The sequence below is a fragment of the Oceanospirillum sp. genome, assembly GCF_982874595.1.
Genome location: NZ_CEYNZH010000011.1, coordinates 32,492 through 49,359, shown reverse-complemented (window position 1 = coordinate 49,359; position 16,868 = coordinate 32,492). Strand labels below are relative to the sequence as shown.

Below are 16,868 nucleotides of genomic sequence, written 5' to 3'. Positions count from 1 at the left end.
TAACTTGAACGATTTTCTGATCGTCGGTGGTGGTGTGATCGGCATGATGACAGCCCGCACACTGGCGGATTCCGGTGCCGATGTCACCATTATTGATAAAGGTGAGTTGTGTAAAGAGTCTTCCTGGGCGGGTGGCGGTATCGTCTCTCCTCTGTATCCCTGGCGTTATCGACCTGAGATTACAGCGCTGGCGAACTGGTCTCAGGGCTATTATCCCGAGCTGGCGAAACAGCTGGCGGAAGAAACCGGTATGGATCCTGAATTCCGTGCCGGTGGAATGCTAATGCTGCGTGTAGAGGATGAAGCCGAAGCACTGGCATGGGCAGATAAATACCAACAGCCACTGCATCAGGTGGATCAGGATTTTATCTACAGCACCGAAGCCAATATCGCCCCCGGTAAAGAGCAGGCGATCTGGATGCCGGAAGTCGGTAGTATCCGTAATCCGCGCTTGGGTAAGTCTCTGAAAAAAAGTCTCGAACTGCGCCCCAATGTTCGTATTCTGGAAAATGTCGACGTTAAAAGTATTCGGGTAATGGATGGTCAGGCGATCGGTGTTAACACGGCTAATTCTGTACTGAGCGCTGGTCAGGTGATTATCTGCAGCGGCGCCTGGAGTTCAGGTCTGCTCAAGGCTGAAGGTCAGGCAGGCGAAAATCTCCTGCCGGAATTTCCCATCGAACCGGTACGCGGTCAGATGATGGTATACAAAGCAGAACCGGGCCTGGTCGAACGGGTTGTTATGCTCGATGGCCGTTACGTGATTCCCCGCAATGATGGCCGGATTCTGGTGGGATCAACGCTGGAATATGATGGCTTTAACAAGCAAACCACAGAAGAAGCAAGGCAGTCTCTGCAGGCCAGCGCAGAGGCGATTCTGCCAGCGCTGAAGGATATTCCGGTAGAGCATCACTGGTGTGGTCTGCGTCCGGGATCTCCTGACGGTGTGCCTTTTATCGGGGCAGTGGAAGGTGTTGGTCACCTGCATATCAATGCAGGCCATTTCCGTAATGGACTGGTATTAGCGCCTGCTGCCACGGAGTTGCTCTGTAATCAGCTGTTGGGTCAGCAGCCGATTATTGATCCGGCACCTTATCAGCCGCAGACACGGTTGGAAGCGACGGAAGGCGAGATGATTTAAGTCAGCCAGAGAATCTGTCTACTGCTGCGGTGTACAAGGCGACAAAAAAGGGTGTGGATAACTGATTTTTTCGGTTATCCACACCCTTTTTTATCGTGATCCTGCACAATCTTCCTGAGCTCTGCAGAGCTTATTTTCGCTCCGGCCCATGCTCCAGAAAATGATCTCTGTGCTCATGACAGCAGAACCAGAGATTTTCGTGCTTAATGGCATCGTTTTGAGGGAGATGCAGATTGCAGTAGCGGCACTGAACCATCTGTTCAGAGTCTGATGGTGTTTTCCGAACAGTGTCATCCTTATGCTGAGCTTCCAGTTTTTTCTGGTTGTAGATCTTTAGCAGACGAATCCCCGCCCATACGATGGCAGCAAAGATAATTAAACGAAAAATAAACATGATCTCACCCTAACATTGGCTTTGGAGCGGCCTGTCAAAAAAATCCATTCGTGCTCATTCATTGGATTTCAGAGCCTGCGAAAAATTCATTGTCTTTTTTTTAGCGCTTTATCAGCCAAAGAGATCGGGGACCAGAGCTTTCCAGGGTGCTTTGGTGCCTTCACCAAGGGGCTTTATCAGTTCCAACTTGCCCGCAGCGGTCAGCTGCTTATGTTTCGGATACTGAGACTTAAGCAGCTTAAGGGCCTCGCGGGCCTCATCTTCCATACCCAGATGCAGATAAGCTTCGGACAAAGCCGCTAAAGCATCACCGGAAACACCGGCCTTTGGGTAGTTTTCCAGAGCAAACTGACTGCGTTTGATCGCTGCGACATAACCGCCTTTGCGGATATAAAACTGGGCGATAAAAATCTCACGACGCGCGAGCACGTTACGGATATAAAGCATTCGCTGGCGCGCATCAGCAGCATAACGACTGTCCGGGAAGCGGCGCAGGAAGGTATCAAAATCAGAGAAGGCATCACGGGTCGCACCCAGATCCCGTTCAGAGATATCAATCAGCTCCAGTCCTTCCAGCATGTAACGGCCTGCCATGTAAGAGGACAACCCCTTCATGTAATAGGCGTAATCCACCTGAGCGTGACGAGGGTGCAAACGGATAAAACGATCAGCGGTCGCACGGGCTGTTTCGTAATCCTGACTGCGGTACTGAGCATAAATCTGCTCCAGCACCGCCTGTTCGGAGAAACGTCCCAGCGGGTATTTGGTTTCCAGTGTTTCCAGCAGCTCAAGGCTACGAATAAAGTTACTGCCTTCCAGTGCATCTCTGGCTTCCAGATAAAGCTGACGTTCAGCTTTAGCCAGATCTGCTGCAGACTGGTCACCGGCACAGCCGGTCAGTAGCAGCGTCAGACCTGCGAAAACAGCCAGCAGAGACTGGCGGGAAAAAATGCCGGAGCTGATGGCATTGCCCGAGTGAGCGTTGCGGCTACAGCGTTTATAATGAAGAAAAGAAACTGGCTTACGCATAATCACCAAAAGAGCTGTTTTCAATGGTAGAATGAACGGCGAATGACTATAGCACAGGCCGTTGACAAATACGTGTTTGGAATCGGTCGGTTCTGAGGCTTTTCTGACACTCAGAACCCGCTAGGGTTTCGCGCATTCAGGCAATAAAGCCCCGACATTATCTCTTACCCGGACCTATTTTCATCCATGGCTGAATCAATTTCGCTGCAAGCAACTGTCCCTTTTGAACTGAGCGGTTCCCGCCTGGATCAGATTGCCGCAGAACTCTTTCCCGATTATTCGCGCTCCCGCCTGCAAAACTGGATCAAATCCGGCGAGCTGACCGTTAATGGTGTCCAGCGTAAACCGAAAGAGAAACTGACCGGTGGCGAAGAACTGAAAGTCGAAGCCACTGAAGAGAATAACGAAGAGTGGGTCGCGCAGGATATTGCACTGAATATCGTCTACGAAGATGATGATATCCTGGTGATCAACAAGCCAGCGGGGCTTGTAGTACACCCCGCAGCGGGTCACCAGAGCGGTACGCTGCTGAACGCCCTGCTGCATCATGCACCGGATATGGCGCACCTGCCCCGTGCCGGTATTGTGCATCGTCTGGATAAAGACACCACGGGCCTGATGGTTGTCGCAAAAAATCTGATGGCACAGAATGCCTTAGTGGAACAGCTGCAGGATCGCTCCATGGGACGCGAATACGAAGCGGTATCCGTGGGCGTGATGACCGGTGGCGGCAAGGTCGATGCACCGATTGGCCGACATGAGAAAGACCGTAAGCGTATGACCGTGACCAGCTCCGGCAAACCTGCAGTAACCCATTATCGTGTTTTGCAGCGCTTTCGCGGTCATACCCATATCCGTTGCAAACTTGAAACCGGCCGTACGCACCAGATCCGTGTGCATATGGCGCATATCAGCTACCCGCTGGTGGGCGATCCGGTTTATGGCGGCCGTATGCGTCTGCCAGCTGGCAGCAGCGAAGGCCTGAAACAGGCATTGCGCCATTTCAACCGACAGGCGCTGCATGCCAAGCGTCTTGAGCTTTGGCACCCTGCAACAGGAGACCTGATGGATTGGGAAGTGGATCTTCCCGAGGATTTCCTAAATCTGCTGGAAGCGTTGGAAACAGATCTGGAAAACTAATGCGTAACGCCTTTGCCTTTATGGCCCCTCACTGGCCTGCCCCGAAAAATGTAAAGGCCTTAGTCACCTCTCGTGAAAGGGGCGGCAGCAAGCCTCCCTTTGACAATTTCAACATGGCAGAGCACGTTGGCGATAACCCGACCACTGTTGCTATGGCCCGTCATGATCTTCAGAGCTTTGTCGGTGAAAAGCATCCTCTGTTGTGGCTGAATCAGACCCACAGCACCATCGTGGCGGATAGCTTTACGCCAAATATCGAGGCGGATGCCTCCGTTGCTTTTAATTCCGATTACGCCTGCGTTGTTATGACGGCAGACTGTCTGCCGGTGTTTTTCTGCTCCGAAGAGGGCGACAGAGTTGGCGTCGCCCATGCGGGTTGGCGGGGTTTGGCTGATGGTGTGTTGGAAGCAACGCTGGATAAGCTGGGTATCGAACCGGACAAAACACTGGTCTGGTTAGGCCCTGCTATCAGCAGTAAACATTTTGAAGTGGGTGATGAAGTTCGCCAGCGCTTTGTAGAAGAGATGCCGCAGTGTTTTGACTGTTTTGAGCCCAGCCCCTTCCGTCTGAATCATTATATGGCCGACCTGTATCAGCTGGCGCGACTGCGACTGGCTGAGCGCGGCGTGGATCAGGTCTACGGCGGTGCTTTCTGCACCTACGCCGAGCGTAAGCGCTTCTACTCCTACCGACGTGACGGCCAGACCGGCCGCATGGCAAGTATTATCTGGCTGGCGGAGTAGCCCGTTATTGATATTAATTTCGACTCTCTACAAATAGCTCAATATTTTTTATCGGAGCTTCTATTGGGTGGTCTTCACAGTTCTATACCCAAGGACATTATCATCCATATCCAGTAATGTTTCTTGTCCTTCTTCGTTGAAGAAATTGGGCTTCAGTGGCCCTCGAGACGTGAAAACTGAATAGTAAATCCGGCACTGATCAACCCAGTCGTATGGAAATGGCTTATTCATAAGTAACGTTGATTGAGTGATAAGAATTCGCGCCCCTTGATGGCATGGTTTGTCATTGAATGCCTCAACTTTAATAAACGCACCGCTCTTGGTAGATACGAGCTCCCCTTCTGCAGGAATGAAGCAGGACATATCAATGTATAGAAAGCAATGAGCCCCATGGCTTTCAAGGGAAAGCGCCCCTTTATTTTTAAGATAGAAAGAGATTGTTTTTTTATCATCGGATGGAGAATGGTGCCCATATACCGCTTCAATGGATAAGTTTGGGCGAATAATCTTCTTTATAATAAAAGCCGTAAACGCAGCGACTATAATTGATGTGGTCATAGCAGCTGCGAGGCTGGGCCAGTAAGAATTCCAGAAAATATCCAAACTAACTCCTTTAAATGCGATTGACTTGAATGACCAGTATTTTGAGGGTCATATTTTGAACTCTTACTGACCCATATCAAGCCCTTTACCGCCTTAAAACCACCGTCAGCCTTGAACTACCGCATTTCGTCCCTATCTTTCCGGTATAAGCAAAAACCCACCTGTCGGAAACCCCGACTACACTTCGGCTGAAAAGCCCGACGACACATCACGGGGTTACACAGGTCTACCGAGGAATATCGAAATGCGTGTTGACCGTCTAACCGGAAAACTTCAGCAGGCCCTTGCTGATGCGCAATCTATGGCTGTAGGCCATGACCATAACTTACTGCAACCTGTTCACCTGATTCTGGCGATGCTGGAGCAGCGTGATGGTGCGATCCGTCCGATGATCACTCAGGCCGGTGGTGACTTTAATAAGCTGCGCAATGAGTTGCGCGAGCAGTTTGAATCCCTGCCGGTGATCAATAACAGTGACGGCCAGATCATGATGTCCCCTGAACTGGGCGGCATGCTGAACCTGGCGGATAAAGAAGCCCAGCAGCGCAAAGACAGCTATATCTCCAGCGAGCTGGTACTACTGGCAGCGGCTCAGGACAAAGGCGATACCGGCAAGCTGGTACGTGGCTGTGGCCTGACCAAAGAATCCCTGTCTAAAGCGATTGATCAGGTACGTGGAGGCGAAAGCGTGGACGACCCGAATAGCGAAGAACTGCGTCAGTCTCTGGATCGTTTCACCGTTGATCTGACCCAGCGTGCGCTGGATGGCAAGCTTGATCCGGTGATCGGCCGTGATGATGAGATCCGCCGTACCATTCAGGTGCTGCAGCGTCGTACCAAAAATAACCCGGTGCTGATCGGTGAACCCGGTGTCGGTAAAACCGCCATCGTAGAAGGTCTGGCCCAGCGCATCATTAACGGCGAAGTACCGGAAGGTCTGAAGAACAAAAAGGTGCTGTCGCTGGATATGGGCTCCCTGATCGCCGGTGCCAAGTATCGCGGTGAGTTTGAAGAGCGTCTGAAAGCAGTCCTGAACGAGCTGGCGAAACAGGAAGGTCAGATCATCCTCTTTATCGACGAGCTGCACACTATGGTGGGCGCGGGTAAAGGTGAAGGCGCGATGGATGCGGGCAATATGCTTAAGCCTGCGCTGGCCCGTGGTGAGCTGCACTGTGTTGGTGCCACCACGCTGGATGAATACCGTCAGTACATCGAAAAAGATGCTGCGCTGGAGCGCCGCTTCCAGAAGGTACAGGTGGATGAGCCGTCTGAAGAAGACACCATCGCGATTCTGCGCGGTCTGAAAGAGCGTTACGAGCTGCACCACGGTGTGGATATTACCGATGGCGCGCTGATTGCCGCCTCCAAGCTGTCTCAGCGTTATATCACCGACCGTCAGCTGCCGGATAAAGCGATCGACCTGATCGATGAAGCGGGTTCCCGTATCCGTATGGAGATGGATTCCAAGCCGGAAGAGATGGATCGTATGGATCGCCGTCTGATCCAGCTGAAGATTGAACGTGAAGCCCTGAAAAAAGAGAACGACGATGCCGCTCGTAAACGACTGGCCCATCTGGAAGGTGTTATTCAGGATCTGGAACGTGAATATGCGGATCTGGATGAGATCTGGCGCAGTGAGAAATCTGCGGTGCAGGGCACTCAGCAGCTGAAAAGCGAGCTGGAACAGGCCCGTCTGGATCTGGAAGCGGCCCGGCGCTCCGGTGATCTGGGCAAGATGTCCGAGATTCAGTACGGCATTATCCCGGATCTGGAACGCAGCATGGAGATGGCGTCTCAGGCTGAAGAGGTGGAGCATAAATTGCTACGTAACCGTGTCACCGAAGAGGAGATCGCCGAAGTCGTGTCCAAGTGGACCGGTATTCCGGTCAGCAAGATGCTGGAATCTGAGCGGGACAAGCTGCTCAAGATGGAAGAGGCGCTGCATGAGCGTGTGATCGGACAGGAAGAAGCCGTGGAAGCGGTTTCCAATGCGGTGCGTCGCTCCCGTGCGGGTCTGGCTGATCCGAACCGTCCGAACGGTTCTTTCCTCTTCTTAGGCCCTACCGGTGTCGGTAAAACCGAGCTGTGTAAGTCGCTGGCTAAGTTCCTGTTCGATACCGAAGAGGCGATGGTGCGCATCGATATGTCCGAGTTTATGGAGAAGCACTCCGTAGCGCGTCTGATTGGTGCACCTCCGGGTTATGTTGGTTATGAAGAGGGCGGTTACCTGACGGAAACTGTGCGTCGCAAGCCGTACTCTGTTGTCCTGCTGGATGAGGTGGAAAAAGCCCATCCGGATGTGTTCAACATTCTGTTGCAGGTGCTGGAAGATGGCCGCCTGACCGATGGTCAGGGCCGTACCGTGGACTTCCGCAACACCGTGATCGTGATGACCTCTAACCTGGGTTCTGATGTGATTCAGGCCTACGGTGGTAAGGACGAGCAGTACGATGAGATGAAGGACAAGGTGATGGAGGTTGTGGGTAATCACTTCCGTCCGGAACTGATCAACCGTATCGATGAAGTGGTCGTGTTCCACAGCCTCGCCCGTGAAGCGGTTAAAGGCATCGCGCGGATTCAGCTGCAGCGCCTGCAGCAACGACTGGATGAGCGTGAGCTGACCATCGAACTGTCGGAAGATGCGCTGGAACAGCTGGTAGAAGTCGGCTTCGATCCGGTTTACGGTGCCCGCCCGCTGAAACGTGCCCTGCAACGCTGGGTGGAAAACCCGCTGGCGCAGGAGATCCTCTCCGGCAAATTCGCACCGGGTCACACCATCAAAGTGGAAGTGCAGGATGGCGAACTGGTGTTTGTTTGATCAGCCTGTTGGCTAAATATTAAAGCCTGAATATCCCCGCTGTTTGCAGAAGTGAACAGCGGGGATTTTTAATTTTAAAGTGGTGAGCGCACTTTGCATGGAAGCGGTTGGATAAGAAGATTGATTTCGTCTTTCAAGTCGAAGTTTTCTTTAAGTTTGGCTGAAACTTCAAGTCAGTAAAATGTGCGCATTATTCTGAGATATAAGCCCCATAGGGATATACTTGATGAAAAGATTAGAAAAGTCTCTTTCTAAGAAATTAAGGCCAGTATGCCTGTTCAATGATGATGTTTCGGGATTGGTGGAAATTTTTGAACGAGGCTGTGAGAGGTTAGAAATTGAAGCTTCAGGGTACGCGCTGGATAGCATCTCAGAGCTAGAAGCCCTTAACAATGAAGTTATTAACGAGCTGCGCATTGTAGGTCGTGAGCCATACGTTGTAGTTCATTTTAAGCCTAGTGAAGTCTGGTTATACACTGATGGGGATTCACACCAGCAGATCGGAATTCTTGAGGAAGTAAAATCTTACGTGCATTCAAAGCGTAGGAAGCTTTCATTGTTAACTGAAAGCTCAATAATACCACCGCTATTGCTAGGGTCTTTGCTTTCAATGTTATCTACATTGAAAGATGAAACTAAAACAAGCGTCGTGATTCTTCTTGTATCAATGCTCTTCTTTTCAGTTCTTTGGCTTTGGTGGTCTTTCCACTCATCTTTTAAAAGATATTCGATTATTCATACGAAAAGAAACCGCAAAGATGGTGGTTTTATTCGGCGAAAAAGAGACGACCTTCTTTTAAATCTTTTTTCAGCTTCAGCTGGGGCTGTAATAACTTTGGTTCTTACATGGTCTTTTGGCCAGTAGGAATCGAGATTACCCCCACCGCTCCGGCAGAAACTGCGCATAGTAAAGCGGTATGACGATATGCGTCTGCCTCGTTACGTGCAGAAAGGTGTAGCTCTTACATTTTTATGCGCATAAAAATGCGGAATTTCACACTTTTACGCGCGTAAAAGTGTGGAAAGGGGGGATGTGTTCTTAATTAGCGCAGGTTTTGACCTGTCCACAGCCCGTTATCAGCTCCAAAGTGCCACCGATAAATACCCTCAATAAAGCCTTCTAAGAAGGGTCGCTTTGCACCTATCTGAAGGTTGAACTCGCGGGAACAATCCTCTGAAAATCCCGCACAAAATGTGCGGGTGCAGTGCGGCTAGTGGAATGATTTTACTAAAAAAGCTGCTTTTTATTTTGCATTGCACCAAAAAGCAGCCTCAACCCCCTAACTCGCCCCATTGTTCTATTGACATCTTTAACCTGCTGTTAGAACCTAATTGTCCTTATTTTCCGGGCGTAGATACAGGGCGAACCCCGACCGTCTACGTGTAAGGGTAAACAGGCTTTATTTACCCACCGAAGGAATAGCAGGCCCAGGTTTATCCGCCAGGCCTGGCTGACGCCCCGATCCGCATTTACCCGTGCGAAGAAGAGTGCAGAACCTATCCGGTTCTATGTGCCAGGTAAGGCAGCCTAGTCATGAGCCTGCATGATCAGGAGCGCGCGCGTGGCTGCCCTTAATCTATCAGTCACATAGTCCGCACCTAATTGGAAAGCATTCTTTTAGCTCGATGTTCCCGACTGTCCAACGATGACGGGGAACTCAAATTTGGGGGTTCACTACGGTGGAATTACTTTCTGGCGCCGACATGCTCGTTCGTTCTCTTCAGGATGAGGGCGTTGAGTATATCTACGGTTATCCCGGCGGATCGGCACTTCATATCTACGATGCCATATTCCGCCAAGATAAGGTTAAACACATTCTGGTCCGTCATGAGCAGGGCGCTGCTCATATGGCTGACGGCTACGCTCGTGCAGCGGGTAAGCCAGGTGTGGTTCTTGTTACCTCGGGTCCCGGCGCGACCAACACAGTAACGGGTATTGCAACCGCGTATATGGATTCGATTCCTATGGTTGTAATCTGTGGTCAGGTAATGAGTCATCTGATTGGCGAAGACGCCTTCCAGGAAACCGATATGATTGGTGTTTCACGCCCTGTGGTTAAGCACAGCTTTAGTGTGAAACACGCTTCGGAAATTCCTGAGATCATCAAGAAAGCTTTCTATATCGCTTCAACCGGTCGTCCGGGTCCAGTGGTTGTGGATATCCCTAAGGATATGACGGCTCCGACCGATCGTTTTGAATACGAATATCCGAAAAAAGTTAAGATTCGCTCGTACAACCCTGTGACCCGTGGCCACACCGGTCAGATCAAAAAAGCGGTTGAGATGATGCTGAAAGCCAAGCGTCCGATTATGTACGCAGGTGGTGGTGTCATTCTGGGCAAATCTTCTGACAAGTTCACTGCGCTGGCTAAAAAATTGGGCTTCCCGGTGACCACTTCCCTGATGGGAATTGGTTCTTTCCCGCAGACAGACGAGCAAAGCGTTGGCTGGCTGGGTATGCATGGTAGCTATGAAGCGAACATGACGATGCACAATTCGGATCTGATCGTGTGTATCGGTGCCCGTTTTGATGACCGCGCCACGAACAACGTGAGCAAGTTCTGCCCTACGGCGAAGATTATCCATGTGGATATCGACCCGACCTCTATCTCTAAAACCGTACGCGCTGATGTGCCGATTGTTGGCCCGGTGGATTCGGTTCTGAATGAGATGCTGGATCTTTTGACCCAGGCGAAAGCAACTCTGGATGCTGACGCTCTGGCGGATTGGTGGAAGCAGATCAATGAGTGGCGTGCAAGCCGCCCTGAGTTGTATCAGGTTGAGGAAGATCGTCCGATCAAACCTCAGCAGGCTGTTGAGGCACTGTGGCGTGTGACCAAGGGTGATGCTTACGTGGTCACCGACGTCGGTCAGCACCAGATGTTTGCCGCTCAGTACTATAAGTTCGACAAGCCAAACCGTTGGATCACCTCCGGTGGTCTGGGCACCATGGGCTTTGGTTTCCCGGCGGCTATGGGTATCAAACTGAACTACCCGGATAACGATGTGGCACTGATCACAGGTGAAGGTAGTTTCCAGATGATGCTGCAGGAGCTGTCGACCTGTAAGCAGTACAACATTCCGGTGAAGATCATCAACCTGAACAACCAGTCCCTGGGTATGGTACGTCAGTGGCAGGATCTGAACTATAAAGAGCGTCACTCTCACTCATACATGGAGTCTCTGCCGGACTTCGAGAAGCTGATCGAAGCTTATGGCCATGTGGCTATGACTGTTAATCGCATTGAAGATCTTGAGCCGACGCTTGAGAAAGCCTTTGCGATGAAGGATGAGCTGGTGTTTGTAAACGTAATGGTCGATCCGAAAGAGCACGTTTACCCAATGCAGATCCCGCAGGGATCGATGCGTGATATGTTGCTGAGTAAGACGGAGCGTACCTGATCATGAGACACATTATCTCCATCCTGATGGAAAACGAGGCTGGTGCGCTGTCCCGTGTTGTGGGCCTGTTCTCTCAGCGTAACTTCAACATCGAATCACTGAACGTGGCACCGACGGAAGATCCGACGTTGTCCCGTCTGACGCTGACCACTGTCGGCTCCGATCAGGTGATTGAGCAGATCACTAAGCAGCTGAACAAACTGCTGGACGTGGTGAAGCTGGTTGACCTGACCGAAGGTCAGCATATCGAGCGTGAGCTGATGCTGATTAAAGTGAAGGCGGTCGGTGCTCAGCGTGCAGAAGTGAAGCGTACGACGGATGTTTTCCGTGGCCAGATCGTGGATATGACCAGCACAACCTATACCATTCAGATGACGGGTGAAGGTGACAAGCTGGATGCCTTTATCCAGGCTCTGGGACTGAATACGGTTCTTGAAGTGGTGCGTACCGGTGTTTCCGGTATCTCCCGCGGTGAGAAAGTGCTTAGTCTGTAGCCTTAGGGTTGCACATCAAAACCGCTGCATCTGCAAAGAAGCAGCGGTTTTTTTATGCCTGAAGATCGGATTGTGATCTTCAGGTTTTACCGGTCAATAAGGCAGGACTTTACGCGCTGACCAGCTGATCGGCAGCCGGTACAACAGGTGCTGACTGATCGAAGAAGCCCTCGGTGTGGATCATCTCGTCCTGCGCCCCCAATGCTTTGGCGGCTTTGATGCAGTCATCAACAAATTCCGGGCTACCGGCAATATAAATTGCGTGCTTGGACAGATCCGGATACAGCTTAGGCAAGAGCTCCGGGATACGCCCCTGCTGAAAGCCTTCCTTCTCTTCCTGAGTCAGGGTCGGAATAAACTTAAACCGGCGGTGGCGCACATTCCATAGCTCCATCATGCCCTTGCAGTAAACATCCGCTTCGGTACGGGCGGAGAACAGCAGGTGCACCGGCTGTTTAAAACCGCGGCGCAGAGCGGCATCGGTCAGTCCCATAATCGGTGCAAGACCGGTTCCTGCTGCAAGACAGAGCACCGGGCTGTCGGTGCCCGGATCGCCAATAAAGGTGCCGTAAGGGCCGGACAGATTGATCATGCTGCCGGGTGAGGCGTTGTCATGTACCCAGTTGCTGGTTGCGCCATCGGGAACGCGGGTAATCTGCAGCACGATCTCACCATCCGGACGCGGTGCGTTGGCGATGGAGTAGGAGCGCGGCGAGATGGTTTTCTGGGTGTCGGAAAGCGACACATACTGACCGGGCCAGAAGCGGATCGCTTCCCCGACAGGGCGCAGGCGAATCTCGGCGATGCGTGGTGTGCGTTCAATACGGTCAACAACCACGCAGCGCACATTTTCACGGGGCGGGAACAGTTTTGGCTTGGCGTCATCGGTGCCCCAGTCGATCTCCAGGACATCCCCTAAAGGCTTACACATACACATTAGGCCGTAGCCTTGGGCGCGCTCTTCCTGAGACAGTGCCATATCCAGCACCATACCCTGATCAAACTCGCCGTCTAAAACCTTAACTTTACACTCACCGCAGGCACCGGCGCGGCAGTTGTTCGGCAGGGCGTAACCGGCGTTTTCCAGAGTTTCCAGAACGGTTTCACCCGGCTTGCCCTCTACAAGTTTGCCGGATGGAGATAAACGAATCGCTGACATAATTAAACCTCCGGGCCTGATGGCTGACCCTTATTCTGCGGGTTGGCGGCAACCCGGTTTAATAACGCTGCAAAATGGAGGTCACAGTGACATCCTGCAGAAAAAGGTCTGCTCTGCGTGACAGGGTGCGACACAGGAATGGAGCTGAGTGAAGGCGGAGCAGACGAAAAACAGCCACCCGGCAAACCCCAGGGAGAGTTTGCAGAGCAGCTGAGTGAGCAACAGCGACTGAACTTAGAAGATCGGAATAATATCCGCGGCGTCCAGATCAGCCTGAGTCACTTCTTCACCGGTGATATCCACTTCAGGAATCGCCGGGAATGGTGTGTCGTACTTATCCAGAACCGCTTTCAGGTTCAGCATGGCGTTACGCCAGTTTTCCAGTTTGGCTTCGTAAGTCGGGATGCCAAAGCCTGCTTCACGGCACAGGGCTTCTGCTTCACGCTGGGTGGCGATGAAGTCTTCCGGCAGGTCCCAGAACTCTGCGGGTGGCTCGAACAGTACCGCCGACAGGAAGAGATAACCGGCACGGATCTGCTTGGTGATCACCGACTTGTCTTCTTTCGACAGGTTCGGGTAGTCGCGCTCCATCAGGGACAGGCAGATCGCCATGTGACGGCCTTCGTCACGACCGATGTTTTTGAATGCTTCGGTAAATACCAGCTCTTCACAGCTTTCAGACATCTGCTTGAAGATGGTTGCCGCAGCGATTTCACCCATCAGGAAGGAACTGAACAGTACCGCAAGGCTGTACTTAGGCACGGCCTGCTTGTAGCCATTCCAGTAACGGCCACCGTTGTAGTACAACCAGCGGGCGTTTTTCTGCAGACGACGACCCAGTTCAGTCTTCGGCTCATATTCCAGCGGGCTTGGGGATTCCAGCAGTTTGGTGATCACCAGACCACACATCTGCTCGTGGTTCTGCTCGTCGCGGGTTACTGAGAAGAAGCAACGACGGATCGCATCTTCTTCGTGATCTTCGTAGGTTTTGATAAAGGCTTCAGCGAAAACCGGCGGTGCAGACGCATCGAACACAGACAGCAGCGTCCACCAGTAAGCCATCGCTTCACGCTCTTCCCAGGAGTAGCTGGAAGGGTCGAAGGTATCCCAGGGCAGATCTTTCGGGTTCCAGGCCTCACGCAGAGACGCATCCCAGATCTCTTCTACTTTGGATGATTTGGTCTCCCAGCGCAGTGGGTAAACATTCGGTTGTGGCGTTTCTGGTGGAAATTCCATGGTATGCGCAATTTTGTCTTTGCTGTGCATTGCTAATCACCTGCTAATTTTTTGTAGTTGTTGAGTTAGCTTTCAGATGTTTTGGATCATCACTGAAGCAGCGGTGAAAGAAATATCGTAAAAAGAGATACAAAAAACAATAGTGCATTTTTTGTTGTGTATCGCTTTTGTAGGGGTGATTTCAGGGAAAACTGAAATTGCAGAGAAATGAATTCATTCGTTTTTTTGGTATTTTTACGACGTTTGGCGTAAGCGCCAGAGGTGAAAAATCGATATAAAAAAACCGCTATAGCTTTTGACCTGTATCAAGAATCTATAGCGGTTTGAGGACGTTTTGATCCTGTAGCGGAGGCTAGAGTTGTGCCCAGAACGCTTCGATCAGAGGGTTTTTCAGTTTCTTTTTCAGCACGCAGACACCGACATCAAAAGCGGGCAAAGTTGGCGTCACCGGCAGTACCTGAACGGTATTCGCCAGGGGGCTGTTTTCCAGCACGATCTTGGGCACCACGCCGACACCGAAACCCAGGCTCACCATGCTGACAATGGCCTCGTTACCGGCAATCTGTGCATAAATATTGGGTTTCAGCGCCTTGTTGCTGAACCAGCGATCCACCCGGTTTCGGGCCAATCCCTTCTCGGAAAGAATCATGGGCACCTGTGACCAGTTCACATCTTCAATCTCACCTTCAAACTGAGGCGCTATCACAAGGTCATCGGTCGGCGCGATAAAGAGCAGAGGCGAAAGTCCGGTGGACTTGAATGCCAGAGAGCTGGGCAGATTGTCGGGCCGGGCAGCGATGGCGATATCCTCGTCACCATTCAGTACCCGCTGAACAGCAGGTTCCGGCGCGCCGGTATGCAGTTTGATCTCGATTTTCGGATAGCTGCTACGGAATCGGCGCAGAATATCGTGCAGGAAGCTGTAGCTGGCGGTGACCGAGCAATACATGCTCAGCTCCCCTTGCAGCTCCTGCGCATCTTCCAGCAGGGCGTTGCGGATCATATCCCACTGGCTGAGGGCTTCCCGGGCGTAGCTCTGAAATTTCACCCCTTCGTGGGTCAGGCGAACTGTGCGGTTATCCCGCTCAAACAGACTAACGCCGAGAGAGTCTTCCAATTGCTTAATACTGCGGCTCAGTGCCGATGAGCTGATATGACAGGCTTCGCTGGCGCGGCCAAAGTGCAGGGTTTCCGATAAAACCAGAAAATGTTTCAGCAGGCGGGTGTCCAACAGGAACCTCCTCGGGCGCGGTGTAAAACAATAGCGGATAAGCCGGGTTGAATAATGGTTGTTGCAAAAATCGGGATATATTGTTGCATATATATCATTTTACGCAATGCTTGCGCTGGTTTATCTTTGCCTCAACAGGAACAGGCAAGGCGAAAAAACAACCCAAAGAGGTTAACGCCTTCGATAAAGAACAGCGCAAGAGCTGACAGAACTTTACTGCCGACCCTAGCTAACAAACGTAAGTCCGGAGGGTTTACCCGACCTTTCGGCAACAGAAAAAAGAAACGAATAACCAAGAGTTGCTGCTCAGAGCATCAGCTCTGAGACATCAAAATAGGACGTGCCAACATGCAAGTTTACTACGATAAAGATTGTGATCTGTCCATCATCCAGGGCAAGAAAGTTTCCATCATCGGTTACGGTTCTCAGGGCCACGCTCACGCGTGCAACCTGAAAGATTCCGGTGTAGACGTAACGGTTGGTCTGCGTGCGGGTTCTTCTTCACGTGCTAAAGCTGAAGCTCACGGTCTGAAAGTAGCTGACGTTGCTGATGCCGTTGCTTCTGCTGACGTAGTCATGATCCTGACTCCTGATGAGTTCCAGGGCCAGCTGTATAAAGAAGAGATTGAGCCAAACATCCAGAAAGGCGCAACTCTGGCATTTGCTCACGGTTTCTCTATCCACTACAACCAGGTTGAGCCACGCGCTGATCTGGACGTGATCATGGTTGCTCCTAAAGCACCGGGCCACACGGTACGTTCTGAGTTTGTTAAAGGCGGCGGTATCCCTGATCTGATCGCTATCTACCGTGATGCTTCCGGTAAAGCGAAAGAAGTTGCTCTGTCTTACGCAATGGGCGTTGGTGGCGGTCGTTCCGGTATCATCGAAACTACGTTCAAAGATGAGACTGAAACCGATCTGTTCGGTGAGCAGGCTGTACTGTGTGGTGGTGCGGTTGAGCTGGTTAAGATGGGCTTCGAAACCCTGACTGAAGCGGGCTACGCTCCTGAAATGGCGTACTTCGAGTGTCTGCACGAGCTGAAACTGATCGTAGACCTGATGTACGAAGGCGGTATCGCCAACATGAACTACTCTATCTCTAACAACGCTGAGTACGGTGAATACGTAACTGGCCCAGAGGTGATCAACGAGCAGTCCCGTGAAGCGATGCGCAACGCGCTGAAACGCATTCAGGATGGTGAGTACGCGAAGATGTTCATCGCGGAAGGTCAGACTAACTACCCATCCATGACAGCGCGTCGTCGTAACAATGCTGCGCACCCAATCGAAGAGACTGGTGCTAAGCTGCGTGCCATGATGCCTTGGATCGCTGCAAGCAAGATCGTTGATAAAGAAAAGAACTAAGTTTCTTTTCTGATCTGAAAGAGGGCCGGCTTATGCTGGCCTTTTTTTGTGCCTGTGAAAAAGTCATTGCGATGCCTGCGTCCCATAACAAGACGTTGTCTCAGGGCAGTTTT

14 protein-coding genes are annotated in these 16,868 nt (G+C 51.6%); 8 read left to right on the top strand and 6 right to left on the bottom strand.

Features of this window, described 5'->3' with window-relative positions; all coding sequences use genetic code 11:
* Window positions 1–4 precede the first annotated feature (4 nt).
* Complete coding sequence (thiO, locus tag AC4GL5_RS07090; protein ID WP_490382098.1) at window positions 5–1,141, top strand: glycine oxidase ThiO; 1,137 nt, start codon at window positions 5–7, stop codon at window positions 1,139–1,141.
* A gap of 130 nt (window positions 1,142–1,271) precedes the next feature.
* Here the strand turns inward: thiO and AC4GL5_RS07085 are convergent, their stop codons facing one another.
* Window positions 1,272–1,535, bottom strand: a complete 264-nt coding sequence (locus AC4GL5_RS07085; protein WP_490382097.1) for a PP0621 family protein — start codon at window positions 1,533–1,535, stop codon at window positions 1,272–1,274.
* A gap of 111 nt (window positions 1,536–1,646) precedes the next feature.
* A complete protein-coding gene (locus AC4GL5_RS07080) occupies window positions 1,647–2,564 on the bottom strand; it encodes an outer membrane protein assembly factor BamD (RefSeq protein ID WP_490382096.1) in 918 nt (305 codons plus the stop codon).
* A 186-nt stretch (window positions 2,565–2,750) separates the two neighbouring features.
* On the opposite strand from AC4GL5_RS07080, the gene rluD reads away from it, so the two are divergent.
* The gene (gene rluD / locus AC4GL5_RS07075; RefSeq protein ID WP_490382095.1) at window positions 2,751–3,704 is read left to right on the top strand and encodes a 23S rRNA pseudouridine(1911/1915/1917) synthase RluD; all 954 of its coding nucleotides are present in this window, start codon (window positions 2,751–2,753) and stop codon (window positions 3,702–3,704) included.
* On the top strand, window positions 3,704–4,447 hold the full coding sequence (gene pgeF, locus AC4GL5_RS07070) for a peptidoglycan editing factor PgeF (RefSeq protein ID WP_490382094.1): 744 nt from the start codon (window positions 3,704–3,706) through the stop codon (window positions 4,445–4,447). Before rluD ends, pgeF begins: the two co-directional genes overlap by 1 nt.
* Before the next feature lie 60 nt (window positions 4,448–4,507).
* Here the strand turns inward: pgeF and AC4GL5_RS07065 are convergent, their stop codons facing one another.
* The gene (locus tag AC4GL5_RS07065) at window positions 4,508–5,050 is read right to left on the bottom strand and encodes a hypothetical protein (protein WP_490382093.1); all 543 of its coding nucleotides are present in this window, start codon (window positions 5,048–5,050) and stop codon (window positions 4,508–4,510) included.
* A gap of 244 nt (window positions 5,051–5,294) precedes the next feature.
* On the opposite strand from AC4GL5_RS07065, the gene clpB reads away from it, so the two are divergent.
* From clpB to ilvN, 4 genes are all read left to right on the top strand, one after another.
* Window positions 5,295–7,868, top strand: a complete 2,574-nt coding sequence (gene clpB / locus AC4GL5_RS07060; protein WP_490382092.1) for an ATP-dependent chaperone ClpB — start codon at window positions 5,295–5,297, stop codon at window positions 7,866–7,868.
* A gap of 226 nt (window positions 7,869–8,094) precedes the next feature.
* On the top strand, window positions 8,095–8,733 hold the full coding sequence (locus AC4GL5_RS07055) for a hypothetical protein (protein WP_490382091.1): 639 nt from the start codon (window positions 8,095–8,097) through the stop codon (window positions 8,731–8,733).
* An 815-nt stretch (window positions 8,734–9,548) separates the two neighbouring features.
* A complete protein-coding gene (locus tag AC4GL5_RS07050) occupies window positions 9,549–11,270 on the top strand; it encodes an acetolactate synthase 3 large subunit (protein WP_490382090.1) in 1,722 nt (573 codons plus the stop codon).
* 2 nt (window positions 11,271–11,272) lie between these two features.
* A complete protein-coding gene (gene ilvN, locus AC4GL5_RS07045; RefSeq protein WP_086479766.1) occupies window positions 11,273–11,764 on the top strand; it encodes an acetolactate synthase small subunit in 492 nt (163 codons plus the stop codon).
* 109 nt (window positions 11,765–11,873) lie between these two features.
* Here the strand turns inward: ilvN and AC4GL5_RS07040 are convergent, their stop codons facing one another.
* The 3 genes from AC4GL5_RS07040 to ilvY form a co-directional block, all read right to left on the bottom strand.
* Window positions 11,874–12,923 carry a 2Fe-2S iron-sulfur cluster-binding protein gene (locus tag AC4GL5_RS07040; RefSeq protein ID WP_490382089.1) on the bottom strand — a complete coding sequence of 350 codons (1,050 nt, stop codon included), beginning with the start codon at window positions 12,921–12,923 and terminating at the stop codon, window positions 11,874–11,876.
* A 234-nt stretch (window positions 12,924–13,157) separates the two neighbouring features.
* On the bottom strand, window positions 13,158–14,189 hold the full coding sequence (locus AC4GL5_RS07035; RefSeq protein WP_490382088.1) for a hypothetical protein: 1,032 nt from the start codon (window positions 14,187–14,189) through the stop codon (window positions 13,158–13,160).
* Window positions 14,190–14,511: 322 nt separating this feature from the next.
* Window positions 14,512–15,390 carry an HTH-type transcriptional activator IlvY gene (ilvY, locus tag AC4GL5_RS07030; RefSeq protein WP_490382087.1) on the bottom strand — a complete coding sequence of 293 codons (879 nt, stop codon included), beginning with the start codon at window positions 15,388–15,390 and terminating at the stop codon, window positions 14,512–14,514.
* A gap of 348 nt (window positions 15,391–15,738) precedes the next feature.
* Between ilvY and ilvC the strand changes: the two genes are divergently transcribed.
* Window positions 15,739–16,755 carry a ketol-acid reductoisomerase gene (gene ilvC, locus AC4GL5_RS07025; protein ID WP_490382086.1) on the top strand — a complete coding sequence of 339 codons (1,017 nt, stop codon included), beginning with the start codon at window positions 15,739–15,741 and terminating at the stop codon, window positions 16,753–16,755.
* The last annotated feature ends 113 nt before the right edge of the window (window positions 16,756–16,868 follow it).